General features: G+C 56.5%; 28 protein-coding genes. 25 read left to right on the top strand and 3 right to left on the bottom strand.

Annotated elements, in window-relative coordinates; translation table 11 throughout:
* The first annotated feature begins 101 nt into the window (after nucleotides 1-101).
* The 3 genes from WC600_09760 to WC600_09750 are packed head-to-tail and all read left to right on the top strand — an operon-like array spanning nucleotide 102 to nucleotide 4,493.
* Entirely contained in the window at nucleotides 102-1,529 is a 1,428-nt protein-coding gene (locus WC600_09760) for a pitrilysin family protein (protein MFA4903021.1), read from the top strand.
* A 44-nt stretch (nucleotides 1,530-1,573) separates the two neighbouring features.
* Nucleotides 1,574-2,980, top strand: coding sequence for a pitrilysin family protein (locus tag WC600_09755; protein ID MFA4903020.1), 1,407 nt, complete (start codon nucleotides 1,574-1,576; stop codon nucleotides 2,978-2,980).
* On the top strand, nucleotides 2,955-4,493 hold the full coding sequence (locus WC600_09750; GenBank protein ID MFA4903019.1) for a DegQ family serine endoprotease: 1,539 nt from the start codon (nucleotides 2,955-2,957) through the stop codon (nucleotides 4,491-4,493). Before WC600_09755 ends, WC600_09750 begins: the two co-directional genes overlap by 26 nt.
* Nucleotides 4,494-4,739: 246 nt before the next feature.
* Here the strand turns inward: WC600_09750 and WC600_09745 are convergent, their stop codons facing one another.
* A complete protein-coding gene (locus WC600_09745; GenBank protein ID MFA4903018.1) occupies nucleotides 4,740-5,378 on the bottom strand; it encodes a L,D-transpeptidase in 639 nt (212 codons plus the stop codon).
* Nucleotides 5,379-5,505: 127 nt separating this feature from the next.
* Between WC600_09745 and WC600_09740 the strand changes: the two genes are divergently transcribed.
* Nucleotides 5,506-6,015: an NYN domain-containing protein gene (locus WC600_09740; protein ID MFA4903017.1), complete on the top strand. Its 510-nt coding sequence runs from the start codon at nucleotides 5,506-5,508 to the stop codon at nucleotides 6,013-6,015.
* A 151-nt stretch (nucleotides 6,016-6,166) separates the two neighbouring features.
* Here the strand turns inward: WC600_09740 and WC600_09735 are convergent, their stop codons facing one another.
* Nucleotides 6,167-6,373 (bottom strand): hypothetical protein, encoded by a 207-nt coding sequence (locus WC600_09735; GenBank protein ID MFA4903016.1) that lies wholly within the window; start codon nucleotides 6,371-6,373, stop codon nucleotides 6,167-6,169.
* Between the two features lie 128 nt (nucleotides 6,374-6,501).
* Between WC600_09735 and WC600_09730 the strand changes: the two genes are divergently transcribed.
* The 17 genes from WC600_09730 to yedF all read left to right on the top strand — a co-directional run bounded on the left by WC600_09730 (nucleotide 6,502) and on the right by yedF (nucleotide 18,918).
* Nucleotides 6,502-6,726: a hypothetical protein gene (locus WC600_09730; protein MFA4903015.1), complete on the top strand. Its 225-nt coding sequence runs from the start codon at nucleotides 6,502-6,504 to the stop codon at nucleotides 6,724-6,726.
* Nucleotides 6,727-6,862: 136 nt separating this feature from the next.
* The gene (locus tag WC600_09725) at nucleotides 6,863-8,521 is read left to right on the top strand and encodes a CTP synthase (GenBank protein MFA4903014.1); all 1,659 of its coding nucleotides are present in this window, start codon (nucleotides 6,863-6,865) and stop codon (nucleotides 8,519-8,521) included.
* A gap of 28 nt (nucleotides 8,522-8,549) precedes the next feature.
* The gene (locus WC600_09720) at nucleotides 8,550-9,410 is read left to right on the top strand and encodes a restriction endonuclease (GenBank protein ID MFA4903013.1); all 861 of its coding nucleotides are present in this window, start codon (nucleotides 8,550-8,552) and stop codon (nucleotides 9,408-9,410) included.
* A 52-nt stretch (nucleotides 9,411-9,462) separates the two neighbouring features.
* The gene (kdsA, locus tag WC600_09715) at nucleotides 9,463-10,287 is read left to right on the top strand and encodes a 3-deoxy-8-phosphooctulonate synthase (protein MFA4903012.1); all 825 of its coding nucleotides are present in this window, start codon (nucleotides 9,463-9,465) and stop codon (nucleotides 10,285-10,287) included.
* Nucleotides 10,288-10,377: 90 nt separating this feature from the next.
* Complete coding sequence (locus WC600_09710) at nucleotides 10,378-10,923, top strand: HAD hydrolase family protein (GenBank protein MFA4903011.1); 546 nt, start codon at nucleotides 10,378-10,380, stop codon at nucleotides 10,921-10,923.
* A 139-nt stretch (nucleotides 10,924-11,062) separates the two neighbouring features.
* The gene (gene lptC, locus WC600_09705; protein MFA4903010.1) at nucleotides 11,063-11,647 is read left to right on the top strand and encodes an LPS export ABC transporter periplasmic protein LptC; all 585 of its coding nucleotides are present in this window, start codon (nucleotides 11,063-11,065) and stop codon (nucleotides 11,645-11,647) included.
* On the top strand, nucleotides 11,644-12,273 hold the full coding sequence (locus WC600_09700) for an LptA/OstA family protein (protein MFA4903009.1): 630 nt from the start codon (nucleotides 11,644-11,646) through the stop codon (nucleotides 12,271-12,273). Before lptC ends, WC600_09700 begins: the two co-directional genes overlap by 4 nt.
* A 3-nt stretch (nucleotides 12,274-12,276) precedes the next feature.
* Complete coding sequence (gene lptB / locus WC600_09695) at nucleotides 12,277-12,999, top strand: LPS export ABC transporter ATP-binding protein (GenBank protein MFA4903008.1); 723 nt, start codon at nucleotides 12,277-12,279, stop codon at nucleotides 12,997-12,999.
* 63 nt (nucleotides 13,000-13,062) lie between these two features.
* Complete coding sequence (gene rpoN, locus WC600_09690) at nucleotides 13,063-14,553, top strand: RNA polymerase factor sigma-54 (GenBank protein ID MFA4903007.1); 1,491 nt, start codon at nucleotides 13,063-13,065, stop codon at nucleotides 14,551-14,553.
* Between the two features lie 36 nt (nucleotides 14,554-14,589).
* Entirely contained in the window at nucleotides 14,590-15,123 is a 534-nt protein-coding gene (gene raiA / locus WC600_09685) for a ribosome-associated translation inhibitor RaiA (GenBank protein MFA4903006.1), read from the top strand.
* A 16-nt stretch (nucleotides 15,124-15,139) separates the two neighbouring features.
* Nucleotides 15,140-15,601, top strand: coding sequence for a PTS sugar transporter subunit IIA (locus WC600_09680; GenBank protein ID MFA4903005.1), 462 nt, complete (start codon nucleotides 15,140-15,142; stop codon nucleotides 15,599-15,601).
* Nucleotides 15,602-15,677: 76 nt separating this feature from the next.
* On the top strand, nucleotides 15,678-16,598 hold the full coding sequence (gene rapZ / locus WC600_09675; GenBank protein MFA4903004.1) for an RNase adapter RapZ: 921 nt from the start codon (nucleotides 15,678-15,680) through the stop codon (nucleotides 16,596-16,598).
* 2 nt (nucleotides 16,599-16,600) lie between these two features.
* The gene (locus WC600_09670) at nucleotides 16,601-17,002 is read left to right on the top strand and encodes a PTS fructose transporter subunit IIA (protein ID MFA4903003.1); all 402 of its coding nucleotides are present in this window, start codon (nucleotides 16,601-16,603) and stop codon (nucleotides 17,000-17,002) included.
* Nucleotides 16,999-17,460: a ribosomal protein S18-alanine N-acetyltransferase gene (gene rimI, locus WC600_09665; GenBank protein MFA4903002.1), complete on the top strand. Its 462-nt coding sequence runs from the start codon at nucleotides 16,999-17,001 to the stop codon at nucleotides 17,458-17,460. Before WC600_09670 ends, rimI begins: the two co-directional genes overlap by 4 nt.
* Before the next feature lie 101 nt (nucleotides 17,461-17,561).
* Nucleotides 17,562-17,822, top strand: coding sequence for a hypothetical protein (locus tag WC600_09660; GenBank protein ID MFA4903001.1), 261 nt, complete (start codon nucleotides 17,562-17,564; stop codon nucleotides 17,820-17,822).
* 18 nt (nucleotides 17,823-17,840) lie between these two features.
* Complete coding sequence (locus WC600_09655; GenBank protein MFA4903000.1) at nucleotides 17,841-18,419, top strand: sigma-70 family RNA polymerase sigma factor; 579 nt, start codon at nucleotides 17,841-17,843, stop codon at nucleotides 18,417-18,419.
* 64 nt (nucleotides 18,420-18,483) lie between these two features.
* A complete protein-coding gene (yedF, locus tag WC600_09650; protein ID MFA4902999.1) occupies nucleotides 18,484-18,918 on the top strand; it encodes a sulfurtransferase-like selenium metabolism protein YedF in 435 nt (144 codons plus the stop codon).
* A gap of 228 nt (nucleotides 18,919-19,146) precedes the next feature.
* Here the strand turns inward: yedF and WC600_09645 are convergent, their stop codons facing one another.
* Entirely contained in the window at nucleotides 19,147-20,418 is a 1,272-nt protein-coding gene (locus WC600_09645; GenBank protein ID MFA4902998.1) for an iron-sulfur cluster carrier protein MrpORP, read from the bottom strand.
* Nucleotides 20,419-20,891: 473 nt separating this feature from the next.
* Between WC600_09645 and xerC the strand changes: the two genes are divergently transcribed.
* The 4 genes from xerC (at nucleotide 20,892) to argB (ending at nucleotide 25,041) form a co-directional block, all read left to right on the top strand.
* Complete coding sequence (xerC, locus tag WC600_09640) at nucleotides 20,892-21,800, top strand: tyrosine recombinase XerC (protein ID MFA4902997.1); 909 nt, start codon at nucleotides 20,892-20,894, stop codon at nucleotides 21,798-21,800.
* 218 nt (nucleotides 21,801-22,018) lie between these two features.
* Nucleotides 22,019-22,564, top strand: a complete 546-nt coding sequence (gene hslV / locus WC600_09635; GenBank protein MFA4902996.1) for an ATP-dependent protease subunit HslV — start codon at nucleotides 22,019-22,021, stop codon at nucleotides 22,562-22,564.
* Nucleotides 22,565-22,651: 87 nt separating this feature from the next.
* Complete coding sequence (gene hslU / locus WC600_09630; protein MFA4902995.1) at nucleotides 22,652-24,025, top strand: ATP-dependent protease ATPase subunit HslU; 1,374 nt, start codon at nucleotides 22,652-22,654, stop codon at nucleotides 24,023-24,025.
* A 134-nt stretch (nucleotides 24,026-24,159) separates the two neighbouring features.
* Nucleotides 24,160-25,041, top strand: coding sequence for an acetylglutamate kinase (gene argB, locus WC600_09625; protein MFA4902994.1), 882 nt, complete (start codon nucleotides 24,160-24,162; stop codon nucleotides 25,039-25,041).
* Nucleotides 25,042-25,055: the final 14 nt, after the last annotated feature.

The raw sequence follows: 25,055 nt of genomic DNA, 5'->3' as shown, positions 1-25,055 counted from the left end.
CAAGGCTCCCTTGAAATCTATCCGGGGAGAATTTAGGTTAAGTTAATAATTATGCACAATTTATTTTCTGACCCTTACACTACTCTAAAGACAGAATCCTTATGATTTTCACCACAGAACGTCTGAAATTTGGCGGCGCCGGCCGGGTTGGACTTAGGCTGCTGATGGCCCTCGTGGCCGTCTGTTGGCTAGGCTTGAGCGCCCTCCCCTTAAAAGCGGCCGAGGATGGCAATCTTTTTAACAAGGTAGTGGAACATAAACTGGGCAATGGCCTTAAGGTGCTGCTCTTGCGTGAACCTCGGGCCCCCATTATCACCCTCCAGGTTTGGTATCGGGTGGGCTCCCGCAATGAATGTCTGGGCAAGACCGGCCTCTCGCATCTGTGCGAGCACCTGATGTTCAAAGGCACGGCCAAATACGATCCCAAGTATTTCTCCAAGGAGGTGCAAAAGGTGGGCGGCACGGATAACGCCTTTACCTCCAGGAATTATACCGCCTACTTTGAAACTGGCCCCAAGGACCAGTTGCGGCATTGGCTGGAGATGGAAGCGGACCGCATGCGAGACATCAATGTGGATCAAAAGGCCTTCGATCTCGAAAAAAAGGTGGTTATCGAAGAGCGGCGCATGCGCACCGAAGACGATCCCGGCAGCTTCATGCAGGAAGCCGCCATGGCCGCGACGTTCAAAGCCCATCCCTATCAGTGGCCGGTGATCGGTTGGCTCAACGACATCGAGAGCATCTCCCTGGAAGATTACCAGAATTACTACCATCGTTACTATCTGCCCAATAACTGTACCCTGGTAGTGGTGGGCGATATCGACCCCAAAGACGCGCTGGCCCAGATCGAAGCGACTTTCGGCAAATTGCCGGCGGGGCCGGAGCCCCCCAAGGTGACCGCCAAGGAACCCAAGCATTACGGCCCGACCCGGGTGGAGGTGCATCGGGAGGCGCAGTTTCCTTCTGTCCTCATAAACTATCACGTCCCCAACTGGGAGAGCGCCGACGCCTATCCTCTGGAGTTGCTGGTCCGGATTCTCTCCCAGGGCCGCAGCTCCCGTTTATATCACGACCTGGTGTACCAGCAGAAACTGGCCCTGGAGGCCGGGGCGGATTATGATTTCGACACCACCGACCCCTTTCTGTTTTTCCTTTACGGCCAACCCATGCCGGGGAAGACTGTGGCCCAGCTTGAGGCAGCCTTGGAGGCCCAAATCAAGCGGATACAAACCGAGTTGGTGGGGGCCAAGGAACTCCAGAAGGCCAAAAATCAAGTGGCCGCTTCCTTTTATATGGCCATGGATTCCATCTTTTACCGGGCTATGCTTTTGGGGAGGACCGAGACCGTGGCTCGTTGGACGCTGCTCAAAGAATTCGTGCCCAAGATTCAACAAGTGACCAGTGAGCAGATCCGAGACGTGGCCAAAAAATATTTGGTGGCCGATAGCAAGACCGTGGGGATTCTGGTGCCCATTAAGACCGCTAAGGCTCCGACCGGCCGTTTTCGACCGGGACAAGAGATTCGCTAAATCCCGGGCGCTAGCTCGGGCTTACTCTATCAGGCGCATTTGCCATGGTGAAAAAAGTGCTCAAACGCTTTACCTGGGTAGTTATCGGAGTTTTCCTTTTAAGCAGTGCGGCGTTCGCGGCGCTTCAGACCCCGGTGCTGGGAACCCGGGAGAAACTGCCCAATAATCTGGTGTGGCTCTTTTCCCAGCAGAGCGAACTCCCTCTGGTGACCCTGGAACTCATTATCAAGGCGGGGACGCTGGAAGAACCTCCGGGGAAAGAGGGTCTGGCCAACCTGACGGCCTCTCTCCTACTCAACGGCACCAAATCCCGCGATTCGGCCAAAATTGCCGAAGAACTGGATTTTATGGGGGCGCACCTCTCGGCGGCCGGAGGCGATGATTTCGCCACGGTGAGTCTGACCGTGTTAAAAAAGGATTTAGGGCCGGCCCTGGACCTGTTGAAGGATATTTTGCTGAACCCCACCTTTCCGGTGGCGGAGATGCAGCGGAAAGTGAGCCAGTTTAAGGCGGCGCTGGCGAGCGAAGAAGATGAGCCCATGGTGGTAGCCTCGCGAGCCTTCGCCAAAAACCTCTATGGTTCTTTTCCATACGGCCATCCTGTCCGGGGCACTGTCCAGGGACTGTCGGCCATCACGCGCAACGACTTGGTGGACTTTCACCGGCAATACTATCGCCCCAATAATGCTGTGCTTTCTCTGGTGGGGGACTTGACCTTGGATGAGGCTCGCCAGTGGGTGACTAAGACCTTCGGGGCCTGGACCGCGATCCCGATCCCATCGTCCAAGCTGCCGCCTATTCCGCCCCTGACGCAACGCCAGGAAGTAATAATCGATAAAGATATCAGCCAGGCCAATATCGTCCTGGGTAGCCTGGGGATTACCCGCAACAATCCGGATTTTTACGCCTTCCAGGTGATGAATTACATCCTAGGCGGCGGAGGTTTTTCCTCCCGGTTGATGGACGATATTCGGGTTAATCGGGGGTTGGCTTACAGCGTCTCCAGTGCTTTTTCTCCGGGGTTGGAACCCGGCCCCTTTGCCGTGGCCCTGGAAACCAAAAACGCCAGCGCGGCTGAGGCCATCAACCAGGTGGTGGCGCAACTGAACCGCATCAAGACCCAGGCGGTGACGGCCGAGGAGTTAAAAGACGCCAAGTCTTACCTGGTGGGCAGTTTTTCCCGGAAGATGGACTCCATGTCCAAACGCGCCGGGCTCTTGGGTTATGTGGAGGTCTACGGCCTTGGTCTGGACTACCCCTGGCGCTATCCGGAACTCATCCAGCACTTAACGCCCGCTGATATTCAGCAGGTTGCCGACAAGTATATCCACCCCGACAAATATCTCCTGGTTATCGTGGGGAAAAAGTCTGCCATGACGTCCCTGCCGGGTCCAGCGCCCAGCCAGAAGCAAGAGGAGAAGAAAGATGAAAAAGCGCAGTCTCATAATTAGTCTGATCTTGGTTGGGACCTTGTTGGGTCTGGGACCCTTAAGTCCGACGACGCAGCCGTCATGGGCTCAAGCGCCAGCGCCAGTTCCGACCCAAGCCCAAGCTCCCACCTACCTGGCCCCGGATACCTTCGCCAAGCTGGCCAAAGAAGTCTCGGGCGCTGTGGTCAATATCAGCACGGAAAAAGTAGTCAAGAACCAGATGCCGGAATTTTTCGGCCAGGGCCAGAGGCGCCCGGGACAGAAACCGGGGCCGCAAGGACCACAGGGACCGGGAATGGGACCAGAAGGCCCCTTCGGTCCTGAGGGGCCCTTCCGGGATTTCCGCGATTTCTTTGATAAGTTTTTCGGGGAAATGCCCAAGAGCTACAAGGCCCGCAGTCTGGGTTCCGGCTTTATCATTGACCCCAAAGGCTATGTCGTGACCAATAACCACGTGGTGGAAGGCGCGGAAAAGATCAAGGTCATATTGGTGGGCGGCAAAGAATACCAGGCCACCATCAAGGGGCGGGACCCCAAGACTGACCTGGCCCTGATCCAGATCGTCAATCCTCCCGCGGACCTGCCGTTTACTAAGCTGGGAGATTCCGACGCTATTCAGGTGGGAGATTGGGTTTTGGCCGTGGGCAACCCCTTTGGACTGGGCCATACCGTCACCCAGGGAATAATCAGCGCCAAAGGCCGGGTGATCGGTGCCGGCCCTTATGACAATTTCCTCCAGACCGACGCTTCCATCAACCCGGGAAACAGCGGCGGACCACTCCTCAACCTCAAAGGCGAGGTGATCGGCATCGCCACCGCGATCCTGGCCAGCGGCCAGGGCATCGGTTTTGCCACCCCCAGCAATATCGCCAAGTCCGTTATTCCCCAATTGGAGACCAAGGGCAAAGTGATCCGGGGGATGATCGGGGTTCAGGTCCAGAATGTCACCCCGGAATTGGCTAAATCCTTCGGCATGGCTGAACCGAAAGGCGCCCTGGTGGCCGATGTCAACCCCGGCTCCCCGGCCCAAAAAGCCGGTATCGAACGGGGTGATATTATCATTGAGTTTAATGGCTACGCCATCCATGAAATGAATGAACTGCCCCGGATGGTTGCGGATACCGCGCCGGGATCCAAGGTCACCCTCAAGGTCCTGCGGGAAGGCAAGGAGAAAACCTTGAGCCTGACCATCGTGGAACTCACCGAAGCACAACAGGCCCAGGACAAGGAGGAGAGCGGGGGTGAAAAAACTCCCTTGGGCTTGGAGGTCCAGAACCTGGATCCGAACCTGGCCCGGCAGTTCCGCCTCCGGGACAATAAGGGGGTGGTGGTCGTCCAGGTTGAGTCCGGGAGCCCGGCGGCTGAGGCCGGTATCCGCGCCGGAGACCTGGTCCTGGAAGTGGGCGGTATCGTGGTCAGCTCGGTCAAAGAATATATGGCAGCCGTTGCCAAGGTGAAGAAAGGCAGTGTGGCCCGGTTCCTGATGAAACGTATGGGCCGCACCCTCTACCTGACGGTGGAAGTTCCGAAATAACCCCGTAAAGCTTTCGGGAGGAATACTGCCAGTGATTCGGGAGGGGCGGATGCACAGCACACCGCCCCTCTCTTTGTCAGGGACAAAGCCAGGGAAAAGCTGCCTTCTATTTTGGGCAGCTGTAGGCCTCAGCCTGCGTCTGCACAGCGCCACGGACTATGGGCACAAAAAAGGCAGACCCCGTGGTCTGCCTGGTGGTCCCCTCAGGTGGCCGTCGGCCGGAGGCTGACAACCGCGCTGATTAAGTTATTGCCTGGTGATAATGACCAGAGTTTTATCATTCACCATGGGGTAGATCTCTTCCAGATCTTTGTTAAGTAAAGAGATGCACCCTTTGGTCCAGTTTTGTCCGGTAATGTTTCGGGACGGGTCTTCAGTTCCGTGAATGCCGACTTGGCCACCGATGTCCGCCTCCGGAGGGATACGTCCAGTCTTTTTGGCTTTGGCGAACTTGAGCCAGTTCTGCGTGTTGGGATAATCCAACCAGATGAAACTATCCCACTTGGGATGAGGGTACTTGGCCCGGACCCCATACACGCCTTCCGGGGTACAAGCATCTCCCTGGCATAACTTATCGTTTAACGGATCATTTCCCAGGACCACGGGATAGGTTTTGAGCGGGGTCAGGCCCCGGTAAATAACGAGTTTGCGGCTGAGCTTATGGACGACGATGACCGTGGGCTTATCGCGATTACTGTCGTACCCTTTCTTGGTTAACACTTGCGCAATATACTTTTGTTCCGGCGTAAGCGTGGTTTGTTGTTGTTCATAATCTGGCAGCGGCGTCTCCAGGGTTGCGGTTTCGGGCTTCCCCAAGCCCCCGCCGCACCCTGCGCCTGCCACCACCAGGAGCAACACGCACAGAAAGTATAAAAAGTTACGCATATTGTCCACATCCTCCCCCTTACGTTAATAAAACGTAACCGGAGGTACTATAGCAAAGAAAAACACTATTGACAACAACATTTTTGCAGTAAACTTTCTCATTATTTATTTTTAGTATTATATAACCATGCATCTCATCGTTGATGGCTATAACGTAATTCGTCAATCTCCCCAGTTGCAGCTCCTGGATGCCATGGACCTGCAAGCCGGCCGGGAAGCCTTATTAGAGTTGTTGGCCCAGTATCGAAGTCGGTCCCACCACCGGATTACCGTGGTCTTTGACGGCTGGCAGCACGGCGACCTGCAAGAAAGCCGGGACCAACATCAGGGCATTTTGATTATCTATTCCCGTCGCGGGGAGCGGGCCGATGAAGTCATCAAACGGTTGCTGCACCAGGAACGGGAGCGGGCCCTGGTGGTCACCTCGGATCGGGAAATCCAGGTGTGCGCCGAACACGTGAAGGCTTCCTGGATCCATGCCGGACAATTTGAGTTGTCTTATCTTCACCCAACCGCCGCCCGTGACCACGAGGGCGAGGCCGACCCATCCGCCACCCGAGGCACCCACAAAAAGGGGCCGGCCCGGCGCTTATCCAAACTCCAACGCCAACTCCAAAAACGCTTGAAAAAGCTTTAAAGAGCTGCTGAAGCCCTGCCGCACGTCTCCCGACTCTTACAAAAAATGCAAGAAGTACAAAAAGGTGGATGAGCCCTTTCTATTTTTGCTGTTTATTTTGGGGGAGAGAAAAACGGAATCAATATTCCGGCGGGAAGACCAAAGGAGAGGATTAGCTTAAGGCAACCTCTTCCTTGCAGCGCTTTTTAGCTTCCTTGCGGCAGAGTTCCCAGATGACGCAGCCCGGGCGAAACTTGCAGTACAAGCAGGGGTCGGTGCAGGCGCGGCAAGCGTCCAGGCATTCCTGGCAGTACCCCAATTCATGTTTCTGGCACTGCACGCTAGCCTCGCGCTCCGGGTGAAATCGGCAGGTATCCATAGAGTAATTATAGCAAAAATATGATAGCATAACTAAAACCACAGGATCATTTGTCCGGATTTGAAACTGCCAAAACAGGGTTCTAAGAATTAGGCCCGGTTTCGCCCACCGGGTGATCCTGGGATGACATGATCGGAACAATCCTTTTCTATGCCGGCGTTCTGGTGTTCATCGCCCTGTTCTCCGAGGAGTTTGCCCGGGCTTTTACCTGGCTCCGGTTGAAATTGGCGCAATATCCCCGGTATCGGATCATCGCTTATCCTCTGATAGTGGCGCTGTTGCTTGCGGCCGGGATCATCATCGCCGCTTCTTTGCTCAAATTTGCCGCCACCGCCCCCTTTTCCTATGAGTAAGCGGGGTCGTTTTGGCCAGGCCTCCCGGTCACTTCCGCAACTCGCCGCGGGCGGCAATTCCCGCTCCGCTTTAAACTTTCTCAGGGGCGGCAGGTCCATCTTGACATCCAGGTTACGGAGGTATATGTAGGGACTTGTGAAAACTAAAATCATTTTCATCACGGGTGGGGTGCTGTCCTCGTTGGGCAAGGGGGTGGCGGCGGCGGCTATTGGCGCCTTATTGGAAGCCCGGGGGCTGAGGGTCACTTTCCAAAAACTGGACCCCTATATCAACGTGGACCCCGGCACCATGAACCCCTTCCAGCACGGCGAGGTTTACGTCACCGAAGACGGCGCGGAAACCGACCTGGATTTGGGGCATTACGAGCGTTACACCGGGGTCACCCTGGGCCAGGAGCACAACTTCACTTCGGGCCGCATCTACTATAACGTCATTACCAAGGAGCGGCGCGGGGACTACCTCGGCGGCACCGTCCAGGTCATCCCCCATATCACCGACGAAATCAAGCAATCCATCATGAAGATCGCGCCCACGGCGGATGTGGCCATCATCGAGATCGGCGGCACCGTGGGCGATATCGAGAGCCTGCCCTTCCTGGAGGCCATTCGCCAACTCAAGGGCGACCTGGGCAAAGAAAACGTCTGCTACATTCACCTGACCCTGGTGCCGTTTATCAAAACCGCAGGCGAGGTCAAGACCAAACCGACCCAACACAGCGTCAAGGAATTGCGCTCCATCGGTATCCAGCCCGATATCCTCCTGTGCCGTACCGAAAAGATCCTCAGTAAGGACATCAAGGCCAAGATCGCCCTCTTCTGTAATGTCGAGCCGGGTGCGGTGATCACCGCCCAGGATGTGGCTAACATTTACGAAATTCCCTTATTGTTTCACCAGGAGGGTCTGGACGAGCGCCTCATTGAGAGCCTCAATATCTGGACCCGGGCTCCCCGACTGGAAGTCTGGCAAAAACTGGTGGACCGCATCAAAAACCCCAAGGACCGGGTGGAAATCGGGATCGTAGGCAAGTACGTGGACCTGCGGGAATCCTACAAGAGCCTCCACGAGGCCCTGGTGCATGGCGGCCTGGCCAATGAAGTCCAGGTGGCGTTGACCTATATCGACTCAGAAAGGGTGGAGCGGGAAGGCGCCGAAGGTCTCCTGGGCCACCTCCACGGGATCCTGGTGCCCGGAGGCTTCGGGGTTCGGGGGGTGGAGGGCAAGATCCTGGCTATCCGCTACGCCCGGGAACAGAAAATCCCCTATTTCGGCATCTGCTTCGGCATGCAATTGGCGGTGGTGGAGTTTGCCCGGCATTTGGCCAATATTAGCGGCGCTACCAGCGAAGAGTTCCTCCCCGAGGCCGAGCACCCGGTGATCTACCTGATGCGGGAGTGGTATGATTACCGCAAGGACGCCATCATCCGCCGGGACCAGGCCGCGGACAAAGGCGGCACCATGCGTCTGGGAAGCTACCCCTGCGTCCTCACGGAAGGCTCCCTGGCCGGGACGGCCTATACGGAAACCAAGATCATGGAACGGCATCGCCACCGTTACGAGTTTAACAACCAGTACCGGGACCAGCTCAAGGAGGCCGGCCTGGTCATCAGCGGCACTTCCCCCAACGGCGAGTTAGTGGAGATCATCGAATTGCGGGACCACCCCTGGTTCCTGGGGTGCCAGTTCCACCCGGAATTCAAGTCCCGGCCCCTGGCCCCCCACCCTCTGTTCCGGGACTACATCAAGGCCTGCCTGGAATACAAACGCAGCCTGCCTCACCCCGGCGGGGAGATATGAGGGAGATAGATATTGCGGACGTGTCAACATGAGCAATCATAAGGGGTCTCAGTTTGTTCGTTTCTTTAAGCCCATCATTGAAGTCCTCCAAGAGACAGGGGGATCAGGAACAGCTGCTGAAGTCATTGATCATGTTATCGAAAAAATGGGCATACCGGAATCAGAACAAGAGGTGACACTTAAAGGTGGGCAATCACGCGTTCGTAATCAAATTCAATGGGCTCGATTTTATTTAGCAAGCGCGGGTTATATAGATTCTTCAAAACGCGGCGTCTGGAGCCTCACTGAAAAAGGGCTATCCACTGATGCCATGGCCTTTGATTCCTTTGGGATATTTAAAGCAGTCCATAAGAGTTTTACAAAGGGGAAGAAACCCAAAGACCTAAGCAAACCTCCCGCTGGGGAATTAGAAGAGGAAGTTGAACCTCCGGATCATCGAACCAATTTATTAAACCTCATTAAATCACTGCCACCTAGCGGATTTGAACGCCTCAGCCAAAGATTATTGAGAGAATCCGGTTTTCAGAAGGTAGCTGTTACGGGAAAAACAGGTGACGGAGGAATAGATGGCGTAGGTATTCTGCAGGTGAATGCCTTTGTGAGTTTTAATGTTCTGTTCCAATGTAAACGCTATCAGGGGGCAGTAACCCCATCGCAGGTAAGAGATTTCCGAGGAGCAATGATGGGGAGAGCCGACAAAGGCATCATCATTACCACTGGAACATTCACTCTTGAAGCCAAGAAAGAGGCTCGGAGAGATGGAGCGCCACCGATAGAATTAGTGGACGGAGACGTACTGGTACAAATGTTTGAGCAGCTGCAACTCGGTCTTATTCCAAGAACCACATTTGACGTAGACGAAAAATTCTTTGATGATTTTAAGAAATGAACCCCCTTGAGAAAGATTTTCCTGACCCCAAACCCCTGACCTCTAAAATTCCATGAGCGGCAAAGTTCTCATTTCTGATTTCATGGTTGGAAACGGCGATTTAGTCATGATCGCCGGGCCCTGCGTCATCGAGTCCGCAGACGCCACCCTGCACATCGCCCGGACTTTGAAGGACTATGCGCAGGAGCTTAACCTGCCGCTGATCTTCAAATCCTCCTACGATAAGGCCAATCGCACCTCGGTCACCTCCTTTCGGGGGCCGGGCCTGCAACAAGGCCTGGAAATCCTGGCCCGGGTGAAAGACGAAGTGGGTCTGCCGGTGATCTCCGACGTGCATCAGGTGGCGGACGTCGCGCCCGCGGCTGAAGTCTTGGATGTCCTCCAGATTCCGGCCTTTCTCTGCCGCCAGACCGATCTGCTGGTGGCCGCAGCGCAAACCGGCAAGGTGGTAAATATCAAAAAAGGCCAGTTTATGGCTCCCTGGGACATGGGCCAGGCGGTGGACAAGGTTTTTGCCGCCGGCAATCGGCGGGTGCTCCTGACCGAGCGGGGCGCCACGTTCGGCTATAACAACCTGGTGGTGGATTTTCGCAGCCTCCCCATTATGCGGGGCCTGGGCTGCCCCGTGGTCCTGGACGTAACCCACAGCGTCCAGTTGCCCGGCGGCCAGGGCACCTGCTCCGGCGGCCAACGGGAGTATATCCCCCTGCTCGCCCGAGCCGGGGTGGCCGCGGGGGTGGATGCCCTATTCATGGAGGTCCATCCCGACCCCGACGCGGCCCTCTGCGACGGTCCCAATTCCCTGCTATTGTCCGAGGTCCTACCCTTGTGGCGGAAACTTGCGGCCCTACATCGTACCATTCAAGAGCAGGGTTAACTCAATTTACAGCTATTCCGACCAATGTAGGGACGGGTTTTAAACCCGCCCTGCAGCTTAATGGATATAAAGGTTCAGAAAAGGAATCAGATGAATTCTCACGATTATCCCCCGGAAGTATGGCAGCGCTCCCAAGCCATCCGCCTGCTGATCCTGGACATCGACGGGGTTCTCACTGACGGGCGCCTCTATTTCGATGCCAAAGGCGAAACTCTTAAGGTCTTTCACGTCCGGGACGGCCACGGCATCAAGATGGCCCAGCGGGGTGGCATCGAGGTGGCGATGGTCTCGGGCCGCCGCTCCGACGCCGCGTTTCACCGGGCCCGGGAGCTGGGAATCAGCCGCTTCTATGAGGGCGTCCGGGATAAAGTCGCCATTTTGGAAGAACTCCTGGCGGCCCTGAATCTGGCCCCGGCTGAGGTGGCCGCAGTGGGCGACGACCTGGTGGACCTGCCCCTGTTCCACCGTGTGGGGCTTGGAGTGGCGGTGGCCGATGCCGTCCCGGAGGTTAGGGCTGCGGCCCATTGGGTCACCTCACTTCCGGGCGGCACCGGCGCGGTCCGCGAAGTCTGCGATTTGCTCCTGAAGGCCCGGGGCAAGTGGGCAGAACTCCTGAGCCCGTGGCTGGGGCCGTAAAATGTAAGCACCGGAAACCCCGTGATAGTTGTCCCACATTTTTCTGCTGGTTCCCGAACAGGCCCTTGGCGCGGCCAGATATACCTTTACACGCTCCCTCACCCCTAATATAATTCAAGGAAAAAGCGCTGAATTTGGCATGAAAAATATGGTAGGCAGGGGACCGTCAACCTGGAGCCGCAAAAGGTGGCTCTGGGTACTGGGAACCGTAATAGTATTAGGACTGGGCGCCTGGGGACTCTTCGGCAATAAACCGCCGCCGCCGCCTCCCAAACCCGCCCAGGTTAAGACTCCTCGGATGGAGGGCCTCTCCCTTACCGAGATTCATGAAGGCGACAAGCGCTGGGTCCTGGAGGCCAAGAAGGCGGATTTTCATCCGGACCTGGCTACGGTCAGCATCAGCGGCGTGCGGGTGGAATTCTTCGGTCCCGGCGAAGACATCCGGGTCAAAGCCGATGATGGCCTGTTCAATACCAAAACCCGGGTCTTGACCCTGAAGGGACATGTCGAGATGCGACGCGGCGATCTGACGATTGAGACCATTGAAGCCACCTATCTCCCCGACGAGCGGGTCCTGCTCGCGCCCCAGGATGTGGTGATCATGGAACCGAGCCTAAGGGTGGAAGGCAAGGAGTTGCGGGTGGAACTGGCCGCAAAAAAGCTCATTATGGCTCAGCACCGCCTCACCGAATTAAAGGTCCGGGATTGGAGGGTCAAGCCGTGAAGCCCCACCGTTTTTTGATATCCGCCGGATTCCTCCTGGTGTGCCTCATGGATTTGTCCCTGGGTTATGGCGCTCCGCCCAAACCCCCGGCCACGGAGAAAGAAATACCGCTGCGCATCACCGCCACCCGCCTGGAGGCCGATCAGAAAGAAGGGGTTATCATTTTCAGCGGCCAGGTAAAATCCCTGTACGGTGAATCCACCTTATACTCCGATAAATTGCTGGTCTATTTGAAGAAGGAACCGGCCAAGCCCAAAGCTGCGGCCAAGCCGCCTCAGGAACCCGCGGAGCAGTCGCCGTTGGGGGATTTGGGAGCCGGCAAAATCGACCGCATCGTGGCCAAGGGCCAGGTGCGTTTCGTACAGGCGGACCGGGTGGCCACCGGCGACGAGGCCATTTACTATAAGGACAAAGATGAGGTGGTGCTCCGGGGCAACCCCCAGTTATGGCAGGCCGAAAATACCCTGAAGGGGGAACGGATCGTTTTCAACCTCAAGACCAATAAGGTGCTGGTGGAAAGTTCACCCCAGCGCCGTGTGGAAGCCTTGCTCTACTCCAAGGGGAGCCCCGAAGGTAAAACCAACCTGCCTTTTAGCCCTAAGACCACGAAGGGACGCCAACCTTAGAATATGCACCGCCTCACTCTGGAATCGCTGGCCAAGAGTTATGATGGCCACACGGTAGTGGACCACGTCTCCCTGGAAGTGAAGAGCGGCGAGGTGGTGGGACTCCTGGGTCCCAATGGAGCCGGAAAAACCAGCACCTTTTTCATGATATTGGGGCTGTTGCAACCGGACGGCGGCAAGATTTACCTGGACGGCGAGGACATTTCCCTCCTGCCCATTTATCGTCGGGCCCGGATGGGGCTGCAATACCTGCCCCAGGAGGCTTCCGTGTTTCGCAAGCTCACGGTGGCCGAAAATATCATGGCGATCCTGGAAACTTTGGAACCAGATTTGCATATTCGTCAGGAAAGGCTGGAAAAGCTGTTGTCAGATCTGCGGATTAGCCATCTGGCTCATCAGAAAGCCTCAGCTTTGTCCGGCGGCGAACGGCGCCGGGTGGAGATCAGCCGCGCCCTGGTCACCGCCCCCCACTTTATCATCCTGGATGAACCCTTTGCCGGTATCGACCCCCTGGCAGTTACCGATATACAAAATATTATCAGGGAGTTAAGGGATAGAGGCCTGGGTGTTCTGATTTCTGATCATAATGTTCGGGAAGCTCTAGGGGTGTGCGACCGGGCTTATATTCTCAATGAAGGCGTGATCCTGGAAGAAGGGTCGCCTTCGCAGTTGGTTCAAAGTGAGTTGGCCAAAAGAATTTACTTGGGCGAGACCTTTAAGTTATAATGATTTCGGTGGCCGCGGCAGTTAGGGTCCCCAAAACGAAGGGTATGTCCATAAGGCGACCAGATGGCCTTGGAAATTAGACAGAGTTTAAAGCTCACCCAATCCCTCATCATGACGCAGAAATTGCAGCAGGCCATTAAGCTGCTGCAACTGTCGCGCATGGAGTTGGTGGGTGAAATCACCCAGGCCCTGGAAACCAACCCGGTCCTGGAAGATGATCAGTTTGAAGAAGAAAAAGTCGCAGGAGAGGATGAGTTAGGGCTGGGGAATCTTGCCGATGGCGAACCGACCCCGGAGGAGATTAAACCCGAAGAAAGCAAATCCGCCTCGGAAGAGTGGGATTGGGACAGCTTCCTGAAAGATCGCCTCATGCCCACCCCCGTAGGCGAGCACGAAGAACGGGAAGCCCTGCCGTTTGAATCCCTCAATGCGGAAAAGAGCACGCTGAGATCTCACCTTATCTGGCAGCTCCAGATGGCCAAACTGGATCTGGATGAGGAAGGCGAAACCATCGGGCTGTTGATCATCGGCAACATAGACAAAGACGGTTATCTTAGGGTCACGGCCGAGGAGATTGCTGCCGAGATGGGGGGGATCGACCCGGCCAGGGTAGAGCAGGTCCTGGAGATCGTCCAAACCTTCGACCCGCCGGGGGTGGCAGCCCGGACCCTGCAAGAATGTTTGCAATTGCAGCTCAAGTTGCTGGGTGTCGCCGATCCCCTGGTACTGGATATTGTTGACCGCCATCTGAACAACCTGGGCAATAAGAATTACCATGCCATCGCCCGGGACCTGAAGGTGCCCCTGGAGCAGGTGGTTGAGGCCGGTGATCTCATCGCCAACCTGGAGCCCAAGCCCGGCCGGGGGTTTGACTCCGAAGAGGCAGACTACATCAACCCCGACGTCCACGTGGAAAAAGTGGGCAATGAATACGTCATCCGTTTGAATGACGACGGTCTGCCCAAGTTGCGGGTTAACTCGTATTATCTGGAGGCCCTGCGGGGTCCCGACAAACTTCCGGACTCGGTCAAGAGTTATATTCAAAAGCACCTGGATAACGCCCTTTGGTTTATTCGCAGCATCCACCAACGCCAAAAGACCTTGTACCGGGTGACGGAAAGCATCGTGGGGTTCCAGCGGGAGTTTCTGGATCATGGCCTGTCCCATCTGAAACCTTTGACCCTGCGCCAGGTGGCGGAAGATGTGCAGATGCACGAATCTACCATCAGCCGGGTCACCACCAACAAATATGTATACACTCCCCAGGGCGTCTTTGATCTTAAGTTCTTCTTCAACAGCGCCATCAACATGTCTTTGGGTGACCAGATAGCCTCGGAGTCCGTCAAGGAAAAGATACGCCAAATGGTGCAATCCGAGGACCCTGAGAACCCCTTGAGCGATCAGGAGATTGCCGATATGCTCCGCCGTCAGGATGTGATCATTGCCCGGCGCACCGTGGCCAAATATCGCGGCATGCTGGGGGTGTTATCTTCCAGTAAACGCAAGAAACCCGTGTACCGGCGGAAGAGCCAGCCAGAAAATCTCGCCCCTTAATGTTGGGCCTTTGGCATAACCCTTTGGGAGGCAATAATGCAGATTTCCGTGACTTTCAGACAGATTGAACCCTCTGAGGCCTTGAAAAACTATGTGACGGACCGGTTGAATAAATTCACCCGCTATCTGGACGGACCGGTAGAGGCCCATGTGGTGCTGGGGCTGGAAAAATTTCGCCACCTGGCGGATGTTACCATAGACAATAATGGGCGGATCATCAAAGGCAAAGAAGAGAACACGGACATGTACGCCGCAATCGATCTGGTAATGGACAAGATCGATTTGCAGTTGAAAAAAGTTCGGGATAAGCTGAAGGGCCCCAAGGGCGACCGGAGCAGGTCAACTGTCGCTGCCGCGGCCGAAGCCGAAACCGAGGAAGCTCCGGCTTTACCGGCCCTGCGGCGTAAACGCGTTGAGGTCCCGGCCCTCCAACTGACGGATGCGGTGGAACTCATGCAAAGCGGCAAAGATGACCTGTTGGTCTTCACCAATGTGACCAGCGGCAGTTTGCATATCTTATATCGGCGCCAGGATGGCACCTTTGTCCTGGTCGAACCCGACCTGGGATAGAGCATTGGGGAGCAGCATGAAAATTATTGACCTCCTGGCCCCAAATTGCATCTTACCCAATTTGCAGGCCACCAACAAAAAGGGCGTACTGGAGGAGTTGGCCAAGGCTCTGGCGCCGGGGTCCGATGGGCTTTCTCTCCAAACTGTGATGGATGTGCTGCTGGACCGGGAGCGCCTGGGGAGTACCGGCATCGGCGATAACATCGCCATCCCCCACGGCAAGCTCCCCCAACTCTCCAAGCTCTTGTTATGCTTCGGCCGCAGCCTCAAAGGAGTTGACTTCGACTCCATGGACGGCAAGCCTTCCCAAATTTTTTTCATGCTTCTGGCTCCGGCTAATTCTGCCGGTATCCATCTTAAGGCATTGGCCAAGATCTCCCGGATGCTTATGAGCCAGCCGTTTAGGGACAACCTGATGAAGGCCGAGGGGGCCGACGAAATTTACCGCTTGATCGCCGAGCGCGATGCGGAATTTTAATCTCAGGTCTCACGCTATCTTTTCTAACTGCCGATAAGAATCATGCAGGTCATCTAAAAGAATAGATCCGGCAAACATGACCCAGGCATCCGGTCCGCACCAGGAATCGAGCTCACAACACCTGTCCCCTTTTGCCGTTTTGATCCTTACCGGGCTTTCCGGTTCGGGGAAGAGCACGGTACTGCGCGCCCTGGAAGATATCGGCTATTTTTGCGTCGACAACTTACCCCTGAGCCTGCTTCCCCCTTTCCTTCAGATGCAGTCGCCGGCTATTCAGAATGGACGCAAGATCGCCCTGGTCATGGATGTTCGTACCGAAGGCTTCATCCAGAATTACGCCCAGGTCTTTAAAGGGCTGGAGGACCAGGGCTACCATCTCCACATTATCTTTCTGGAGGCGGAAGAAGGCACGTTGATCCGGCGGTTTTCTCAAACCCGGCGTCAGCACCCCCTGGCGGACCATGACACCATCATCCAGGCTCTGAATCAGGAACGTAATTCCCTGGCAGGCTTGCGCCAACTGGCCCACCGTATCATCGACAGCTCCCACTATAACCCCCATCAACTGCGGGAGTTGATCAAGGATGAGTACTCCGAGCTCTTGCCTCGCCAGAGAATGCGGCTCCATCTCATTTCATTTGCTTACAAGAAGGGCATTCCTCCGGAAGCTGACATGGTGTTGGATGTGCGGTTCCTACCCAACCCCTATTTTGTCGACGAGTTGCAGCCGTTAACCGGCGAAAATCCCGGGGTCCGGGAGTATGTCCTGGAAAAGCCTGAAACGCAGGCTTTTCTCGAGCACCTGTTCACCTTTGTGGATTTTTTACTGCCCCGCTTCCAGGAAGAAGGCAAGACCCACCTCACTTTTGCCATCGGCTGTACCGGAGGGCAGCACCGCTCAGTGGTCATCGCCAGTGCCCTGGGGCAACATCTGAATCGGGACAATTATCCGTTCACCCTTACCCATCGCGATATGCCGCGGTCCTCAGGAGATTAGTTATGATTGGAATCTTAATCGTCACTCATAAGGAACTGGCCGAGGCGCTTACCAGCGTCTGGGACCTGATCCTGGGGCGGCAGGAGAAAATCGTGGCCGTGTCCCTGGACCCCAACGCGGCCCCCGAGGTCTCCCGCCAGCAGATCCAGCGCGGCCTGTCCCAGGTGAATAACGGCAGCGGCGTGGTCATCCTCACCGACATGCTGGGGGGCACCCCCTCTAACCTCACTCTGTCTTTCCTGCAAGAGGGCAAGGTGGAAGTCATCACCGGCGTCAATCTGCCCATGCTCATGAAACTGGCGCAACTCCGGGATAAGAATGACCTGCGAGAGGTAGCCCTGGCCCTGAAGCAATCCGGTCAGAAAGGGATCACCGTTGCCAGCGAGGTTCTCCATAAAAAATGATCCCAGGGCTTCTCATCCGCCGGGCCGGCCTGGCGGATGTCTCGGCCATCTGGGCCATCGAATCGCACTCTTTTTCCACCCCGTGGTCCCGGTGGTCCTTCCTTTCGGAATTGGCCCACCGGAACAGCTCTATGCTGGTTGCCGGCCCTCCCTCTCCTCAACCCTGGCAGACCTGGGCCTACCTCATTTTCTGGGTCGTGCTCGACGAGATGCACATTCTCAATCTGGCTGTTCACCCCGCCCATCGTCGTAAAGGCATCGCCCGGCGCTTGCTGTCCGAAGGCCTGGCCCAGGCCCGGACCCAGGGAGCCGAGATCGCCTGGCTGGAGGTGCGGCCGTCCAACCTCGCGGCCCGCGCCCTGTATGAATCTTTTGGATTTAAAGAAGTGGGCCGCCGTCCCCGCTACTACGACGATACCCAGGAAGACGCCTTGCTCTTGACCTTGGAGTGGGGATAAAAAGGGAACAGATGATGGGAAAGTGACAGGTACCCGAGTAACCTTTTGTCGAGCTGTAACGTCTCAGTAATAATCCGGCAGAATCAGGAGGGGGAAGATCCATGGAAGAAAAAACCCAGCTGTTGGTTTGTCTGGGAGCGGCAGTCGCGGCCAACTGTATTCCCTGCTTTGACTACTATTATCAGAAGGCCCAGGCCTGCGGCCTGGCCCCGGAGGATATTCAAGCGGCGGTGGAATGTGCCTACAAAATTAAAAATAATATCAACATGCTGATGAAGAATAGCGTCAGAAGCTTAACGGGTCAGGAGGGGGATGCTTGCCCCTTGCCAAGCGATAAATGCAGTCCGAAATGCGGTTCCTGAGTTGACAGGGATTTAGAGATGCACCTCACGGAGATTTACGATCAATATTACCAGGGAGTCAGAAAATTCATTCTGCATACGGTGAGAAACGAGTGGGTGGCGGATGACTTAGTGCAGGAGACCTTTATCAGAATCAACAATAACCTGGAAAACGTCAGGGATGCCACCAAGCTGAAAGCCTGGATATTTAGGATTGCCTACAATATCTGCCAGGATTATTTCCGCCAGCAAGGAAAAGCCGCCAACCTGGGCCTGGAAGAAATCTCCGGAAAGCCAACAATGGCCACCACGGCTCAGAAAGAACTGGAACAAGGCCAGATGCGCAAATGTGTCTTTGGCCTGGTCAACCATCTGCCCGAGTCGCTCCGCAGTGTCATCATTCTCTCGGATATCAGCGAGTTCAGCCAGCGGGAAATCGCCGAGATCCTGGAGATTACCGTGGAAAACGTCAAGATCAGGCTCCATCGGGCCCGGAAAAAACTGAAGGCCCTGCTGGAGGAACACTGTGTCTTCGAAGTGGATGAGAGGAATGTCTTAACCTGCCAGCCTGAAACCCCTAGTGGCTACAAGCTTTTCCTGAAACCGCCCAACCCTTAACTGTATCCTTTTTCCGATCGCCATCGTCTTAAGAGTAAAAAGCGAGAGGAAAAGGAGAACGACCGTGGCTGAGACGATGCGAAGCGAACTGGCGGGCCAGGCTTGTTGTACCGGGGAAATCCCGGTTCACAAAGCCCCGGCTCAGGACGTGCAGGACGTTAAGAAGATCCTGGTGCTACTGGCCGCAGACAGTCTGGGTAAGGGCGATGATGAACTCGGACGCAAAATCGTGGTCAATTTTATCAGGACCATGAAGGAAATGGGGAGCGACCTGTGGCGCCTGGTTCTCTTAAATTCGGGAGTCAAACTGGCCGTAGAGGGGTCGGAAGCTTTGCCCCAGCTTCAAGCCCTGGCCGATGAAGGGCTCGGCATCCTGGTCTGTGGCCCCTGCTTGAAGACCTTCAATCTCCTGGAAAAGAAACAGGTAGGTGAACTCACCAGCATGGTGGATATCGTGACCTCCATGCAACTGGCGGACAAAGTCATTTCTCTAACCTGAGCCTGCCCGCTCCCCTACAAGCTCCAGTCAGGGAGTAAGGAGAATGTGGAGCCGAGGGCCTCGCCTCGGCTCCATAATTTTTGCGCCCTCGTTCCCAAGTTTGCACTTGGGAACGCTACTTTCCGCCCAAGCTCCGCTTGGACACCGCTTGTAGGGGAGGGTTTTAAACCCGCCCCTACAGGACTTTCACAGCAAAGCCTGCGGCTGCCTGGAGCTTTTTACGTCGTATTACCCCTGCCCGCAGCCGCAACTTGCCGGGTGCTCCCGGGGGCTGGTGGCGAGGGTCTTCTTGAGGTATTTCTCCACCAATACTTCCGGGGCCTCCAGGGGAGCGCCGGCCACCACTTCGATGCCTTTCTTGGTCAGCAGCCCTTGGGCTTTTTCTCCCAGAGTGCCGGCGATGATGTGGGTTACTCCCAGGTCATCCAGCCATTCGGGGATGCCCCCGGGTTCGTGGGGCGGGCTGGGGATGAGTTCCTTAGGCCCGATGGCGCCGTCTTTGACCTTAAAGATGGCAAAGTGGGAGGCATGGCCGAACTTGTCCGTCAGTTTGCCGTCTTCCACCGGCAGGGCGAACTTCATAACCCCAGGCTCCCGAGTAACCGCCGGCGTCGCGGGCAGGGTCTCCAGGATGTATTCCACGATGGGTTTCAGGGCCTGGAAGAAGGGGCTGTCGGCCTCCTTCACCTGCATAAGTTTTCCCTGATCCGAGGCCTCCACCACCGCGGGGTCGAACGGCAGGGCTCCCAGGAAGGGAACCTTGGCGGCTTGGGCGGTCTTTAAGCCGCCGCCGCTCTTGAACAGGGGCAGGTCCTTGCCGCAATGGGGACAGGCGTAGCCGCTCATGTTCTCTACGATGCCCACTACCTTCATGTTGATCTTTTCGCAGAAATTCAGTGACTTCCGCACATCCGCCAGGGAAATTTCCTGGGGGGTGGTGACGACGATGGCTACGGCGTCGGGGATAGTCTGGGCCACGCTCATGGGCTCATCCCCGGTCCCCGGGGGCGAATCCACCACCAGGTAATCCAGATTTCCCCACTGCACTTCGCTGAGGAACTGGCGGATGAGCTGGTGTTTTAAGGGACCCCGCCAGATCACCGCCATGTCCCGGTCGCGCATCAAAACTTCGATGGAGATGACCCGGAGGGTGTCAAAGAGGTCCGGGGGCAGATCAAACTGGGCATGGGTTAAATCCATAGGCTGCTTCAGGCCCAGCATCCTTAAAACGTTGGGGCCGTGGAGGTCCACATCCATCAACCCCACCTTTTTGCCCCGGCGGGCCAGGGCCAGGGCCAGGCTGACGGCCACACTGCTTTTGCCCACGCCGCCCTTGCCGCTCATCACCACCAGTTTGTGGCGAATCTGCTTTAGGGTGCGGGCCAGTTCCCGTTCTTCCTGGTCTTTGTCGGGCTCATGATGAGCCGGATCGCAGCCCTGGCAAGACTTGGGGTCTTCGCCGCAGGACTTGGGATCGGCTCCGTGGGAACATTTTTCCATATCCAAAACTCCTCGTAAAGGTAATCAAAGAAAATCGGCAGAGGGGATTTATGAATCTCCCTGATACTTTTATAAGTGTATAACTTTAGTATTCTTCTGCGCAAGCTCCAATTATTGCACATAAGTCAATTAAAGACTTTTCCCTGGACTACTGGTCAATTTGGGTAGCCGCAGTCTCTTACAAAAACCTGCGCTTTACAGCCGAGACGCTTTTTCTATTGATCGGAGCACGAAATGCATTGTCCCTTTCCTCCCTCCCCCGTGATGGGGGAGGGCTGGGGTGGGGGTGAGTAGAGTTATTTTTCTGGCTCCAGTGATAAATGCGACCTCAGCCTACAGCCCCATTCAATCTCATTGCAGTCCTCCGGTCTCATTCTATCCTTGATAATCTTTGGCATTGCGGACACTTCATGATAATATCTATCTTTTAAATGGGTTAAAGGGAGAATGGGGCAGGTTTTCCCAAGGATTCCATGGCGGTGGACGGCTTTAGTCATCTGGAAGACTTTTTGCGGTACCTCAAGGTGGAGCGGCAGATGTCGCCCCATACCTTAAGAAACTACCGCCTCGACCTCACCCAATTTCTAGAGTTTTACGCCCGGGAGCGGCAAGACGCCGAACTTAAGCAAGTGACTTATCGGGACTTACGGGCCTTTCTGGCCACGGCCCTCAAGATCAACCGCAAGACCACGGTAGCCCGCAAGCTCTCGGCGCTGCGCACCTTTTTCAAATACCTGCAACGCCTCGGCGTCTTGACCCAGAACCCGGCCAAACTGGCCCCCAGCCCCAAGCTGGAAAAGCCTCTGCCCCACTATCTGAGCGTGGACGAGACCTTTCATCTGTTGAGCGAACCCAAGGGCGATGACTTCGGGGCCTGCCGGGATAAAGCCGTCCTTGAGGTATTTTACAGCGGAGGGCTCCGCCTCTCGGAACTCGCCGGCCTCAGCCTGGAAGACGTCGACCTGAAGCCGGGCATCCTCCGGGTCTGGGGCAAAGGTAGCAAGGAACGCCTGGCCTTCCTGGGCGAGCCGGCCAAAGCGGCGCTGTCGGCCTATCTGCCCCTGCGGCAGCGGTTTCTTACGCAGCAGGGCACCGGGGACGAAACCGCCCTGTTTGTCAATTCCCGGGGGGGTCGCCTCTCCACCCGGGGCGTTGCCCGGCTCGTGGCCAAGTGGGTGGGCAAATCAGGGCTTTCCCAAGGGTTGACGCCCCACGGCCTGCGCCACAGCTTCGCCACCCATCTTTTAGAGGGCCAGGCCGATCTGCGGGCCGTCCAGGAGTTGCTGGGCCATGCCTCGATCTCCACAACCGGGCGATATACTCATTTGAACCTGGATTATTTGATGGAAGAATACGACAAGGCCCATCCCCGGAGTAAATAAGGGCGAAACGGGGAAAAGGTTAAAAGGCGAAGAGGATCGGTGGAGCGGGCCTTCGTGCCCGCCGTGTAGGGTGCGCACTGCGCACCTTCACCTGGTTCCCAAGCTGAGCTTGGGAACCAAATTTCCTCGAAGCTCTGCTTCGAGGGCCAAGCTAAGCTTGGCTCCTCAATCCGTTCCCAAGTGCAACTTGGGAACGAGAATAACGAGACAAGGATAGCATGAACCATAGCGATACAAAGTTCCGCGGCACCACCATCTTAATGGTCCGCCGGGGCGATAAAGTTGCCCTGGCCGGCGATGGCCAGGTGACCATGGGCGACATGGTGATGAAACACCATGCCAAGAAGGTCCGGAGGCTCTATCACGGCAAGATCCTGGTGGGCTTCGCGGGGTCCACGGCCGACGCCCTCACCCTATTCGAGCGCCTGGAAGCCAAGCTGGAGAAACACCAGGGCAACCTCACCCGCTCCGTGGTGGAGCTGGCCAAGGACTGGCGCACCGACAAGATTCTGCGGCGCCTGGAGGCCTTGCTCCTGACTGTAGACGGCACCGCGGCCTTTCTGGTCTCCGGGACTGGCGACGTCATCGAGCCCGACGAAGACGTCATGGCCATCGGCTCCGGCGGCTCCTTCGCCCTGGCCGCGGCCCGGGCCCTCATGACCCACACCACTCTGGGTCCTGTGGAGATTTGCCAGGAGGCCATGTCCATCGCCGCGTCATTGTGTGTCTATACCAATAGTGAGATCGTGATTGAGGAATTATAATCCGCGTCTACCGGTGTGCATCGGCGGTTAATTTTTAAACCGCCGATAACCGCCGATGAACGCAGATAGCTTAAGGGACTTGCAAACATGGAATTGCTGAAATTTCTCCCCGTCTCCGGGGATCACCTGACTCCTAAGGAGACCGTGGCGGAGTTGGACAAATATATCGTGGGCCAGAAGGACGCCAAGCGCGCCGTGGCTATCGCGCTGCGCAACCGCTGGCGGCGTCAACAAGTCCCCGAGGCCCTGCGGGACGAAATCGCGCCCAAAAACATCATCATGATCGGCCCCACTGGCGTGGGCAAGACCGAGATCGCCCGTAGATTGGCCAAACTGACCGCGTCCCCCTTCCTCAAGATCGAGGCCTCCAAGTTCACCGAGGTCGGCTACGTGGGCCGGGACGTGGAATCCATGGTCCGTGACCTGATGGAACTGGCCGTCACCATGGTCAAGACCGAAGAGCGGGACAAGGTCCAGGCCAAGGCCGTGGAGGCGGTGGAAGAACGCCTGCTGGATATGCTGCTCCCCGGCTCGACCCCAAACCAGCCAGGGGAAGGGGAAGGCGAGGGCGAAGGTGAAAGTGACAAAACCCGGGAAAAGCTCAAGTCCATGCTCCGGGCCGGACGCCTGGAGGACCGCTTCGTGGAACTGGAAGTCAGCCAGCGTACCACCCCGGTGGTGGAAATCTTCTCTGCCGCGGGCATAGAAGAAATGGACTTTAACTTCAAAGATATGCTGGGCAACCTCTTTCCCGGCAAAACCAAGCAGCGCAAAGTCAAGGTCTCGGAGGCCCGGGAATACCTGCTCCAGGAGGAAGCTAGCCGCCTCATCGACATGGACCGGGTGGTGGAAGAGGCCCGGCGCAAGGTGGAGCAAAACGGCATTATCTTTTTGGATGAGATAGACAAGATCGTAGGCCGGGACCAGACCCGGGGACCCGACGTCTCCCGGGAAGGGGTGCAGCGTGACCTATTGCCCATCGTGGAAGGCACCACGGTCAACAGCAAATACGGCATGTTGCACACCGATCACATCCTGTTCATCGCGTCCGGGGCGTTTCACCTGTCCAAGCCGTCGGATTTGATCCCGGAGATGCAGGGCCGCTTCCCCATCCGGGTGGAACTCCAATCCCTGGGGGCCGAGGATTTTGAACGTATCTTAACCGAGCCGGAAAACGCCCTGATCAAGCAGTATCAGGCCCTGATGAACACGGAAGGCATCCGGCTCACATTCACGCTCAAGGCCATCAAGGAACTCGCCGCCCTGGCGACCCAGGTGAACGACCGGACCGAAAATATCGGAGCCCGGCGTCTCCATACGGTGATGGAGAAACTGCTGGAGGAGATTTCCTTTACGGCCCCGGACCTGGCGGCCCAGGAAATCACCATCACCGACGCCTACGTCCGGGAGCGCCTGGCCGCGCTCATCGAAGACGAAGATTTGAGCCGGTACATTTTGTAAAAAGGGGGAAAAGGCGAAAAGGCGAAGAGGGGAAAAGGAAGAGCACAATTTAACGAGCTTTTTTCCTTTTCGCCTTTTGCCCTTTTCCCTTTTTCGCCCAAGGCCATTCTTCATTAGGGAGATCACCAAAATCCATGACGAATGAATGGGTAAAAAAAGCGGAAGTATTACTTGAGGCCTTGCCCTATATGCGCCGCTTCCAGGGGCAGACCCTGGTCATCAAGTACGGCGGCGCGGCCATGACCGAACCGGAACTTAAAGCCGCGTTCGCCCGGGATATGACGCTCCTGCAATACCTGGGCATCCACCCGGTGGTGGTGCACGGCGGTGGTCCCCAGATCGGCCAGGTCTTGGCCAAGATGAACATCCCCACCCGGTTTGTGGACGGCCTCCGGGTCACCGACGAGAGCACCATGGATGTGGTGGAGATGGTCCTGGCGGGTAAGGTCAATAAAGAGATCGTCAATCTGATCAACGCCGCCGGTGGCAACGCCGTGGGCTTAAGCGGCAAGGACGGCAGGTTGCTCATGGCCAAAAAACTCCATTACTACCGCCCCCGTGAGGACGAGCCCCCGGAGATCATCGACATCGGGCTGGTGGGTGAGGTAGTAGGGGTCAACAGCGCCCTGCTCCGCACCCTCCAGGATCACCATTTCATCCCGGTGGTGGCGCCGGTGGGGGTGGGGGAAGCCGGGGAAACCTATAACATCAACGCCGACCTGGTGGCAGGCGCAGTGGCTAAGGCCATGGGTGCGGTTAAGCTCATTTTGCTCACCGATGTGGCCGGGGTCTTGGACGTTGACGGCCATCTGGTCTCGTCCCTGAACCGGGACGTGGCCCTGGCCATGATGGACACGGGCGCCATCAAAGGCGGCATGATCCCCAAGGTCAACTGCTGCCTGGATGCGGTGGCGAATGGCGTGGGCAAGGCCCATATCCTGGACGGCCGCGCCCTGCACGCGGTCCTCCTGGAGATCTTTACCGATACCGGTATCGGCACGGAAATAGTAACGTAGGGTGCGTCTTACGC

It is taken from the genome of Desulfobaccales bacterium, from assembly GCA_041648175.1.
Lineage (GTDB): Bacteria > Desulfobacterota > Desulfobaccia > Desulfobaccales > 0-14-0-80-60-11 > 0-14-0-80-60-11.
This window is presented reverse-complemented; position numbering and strand designations above follow the sequence as displayed.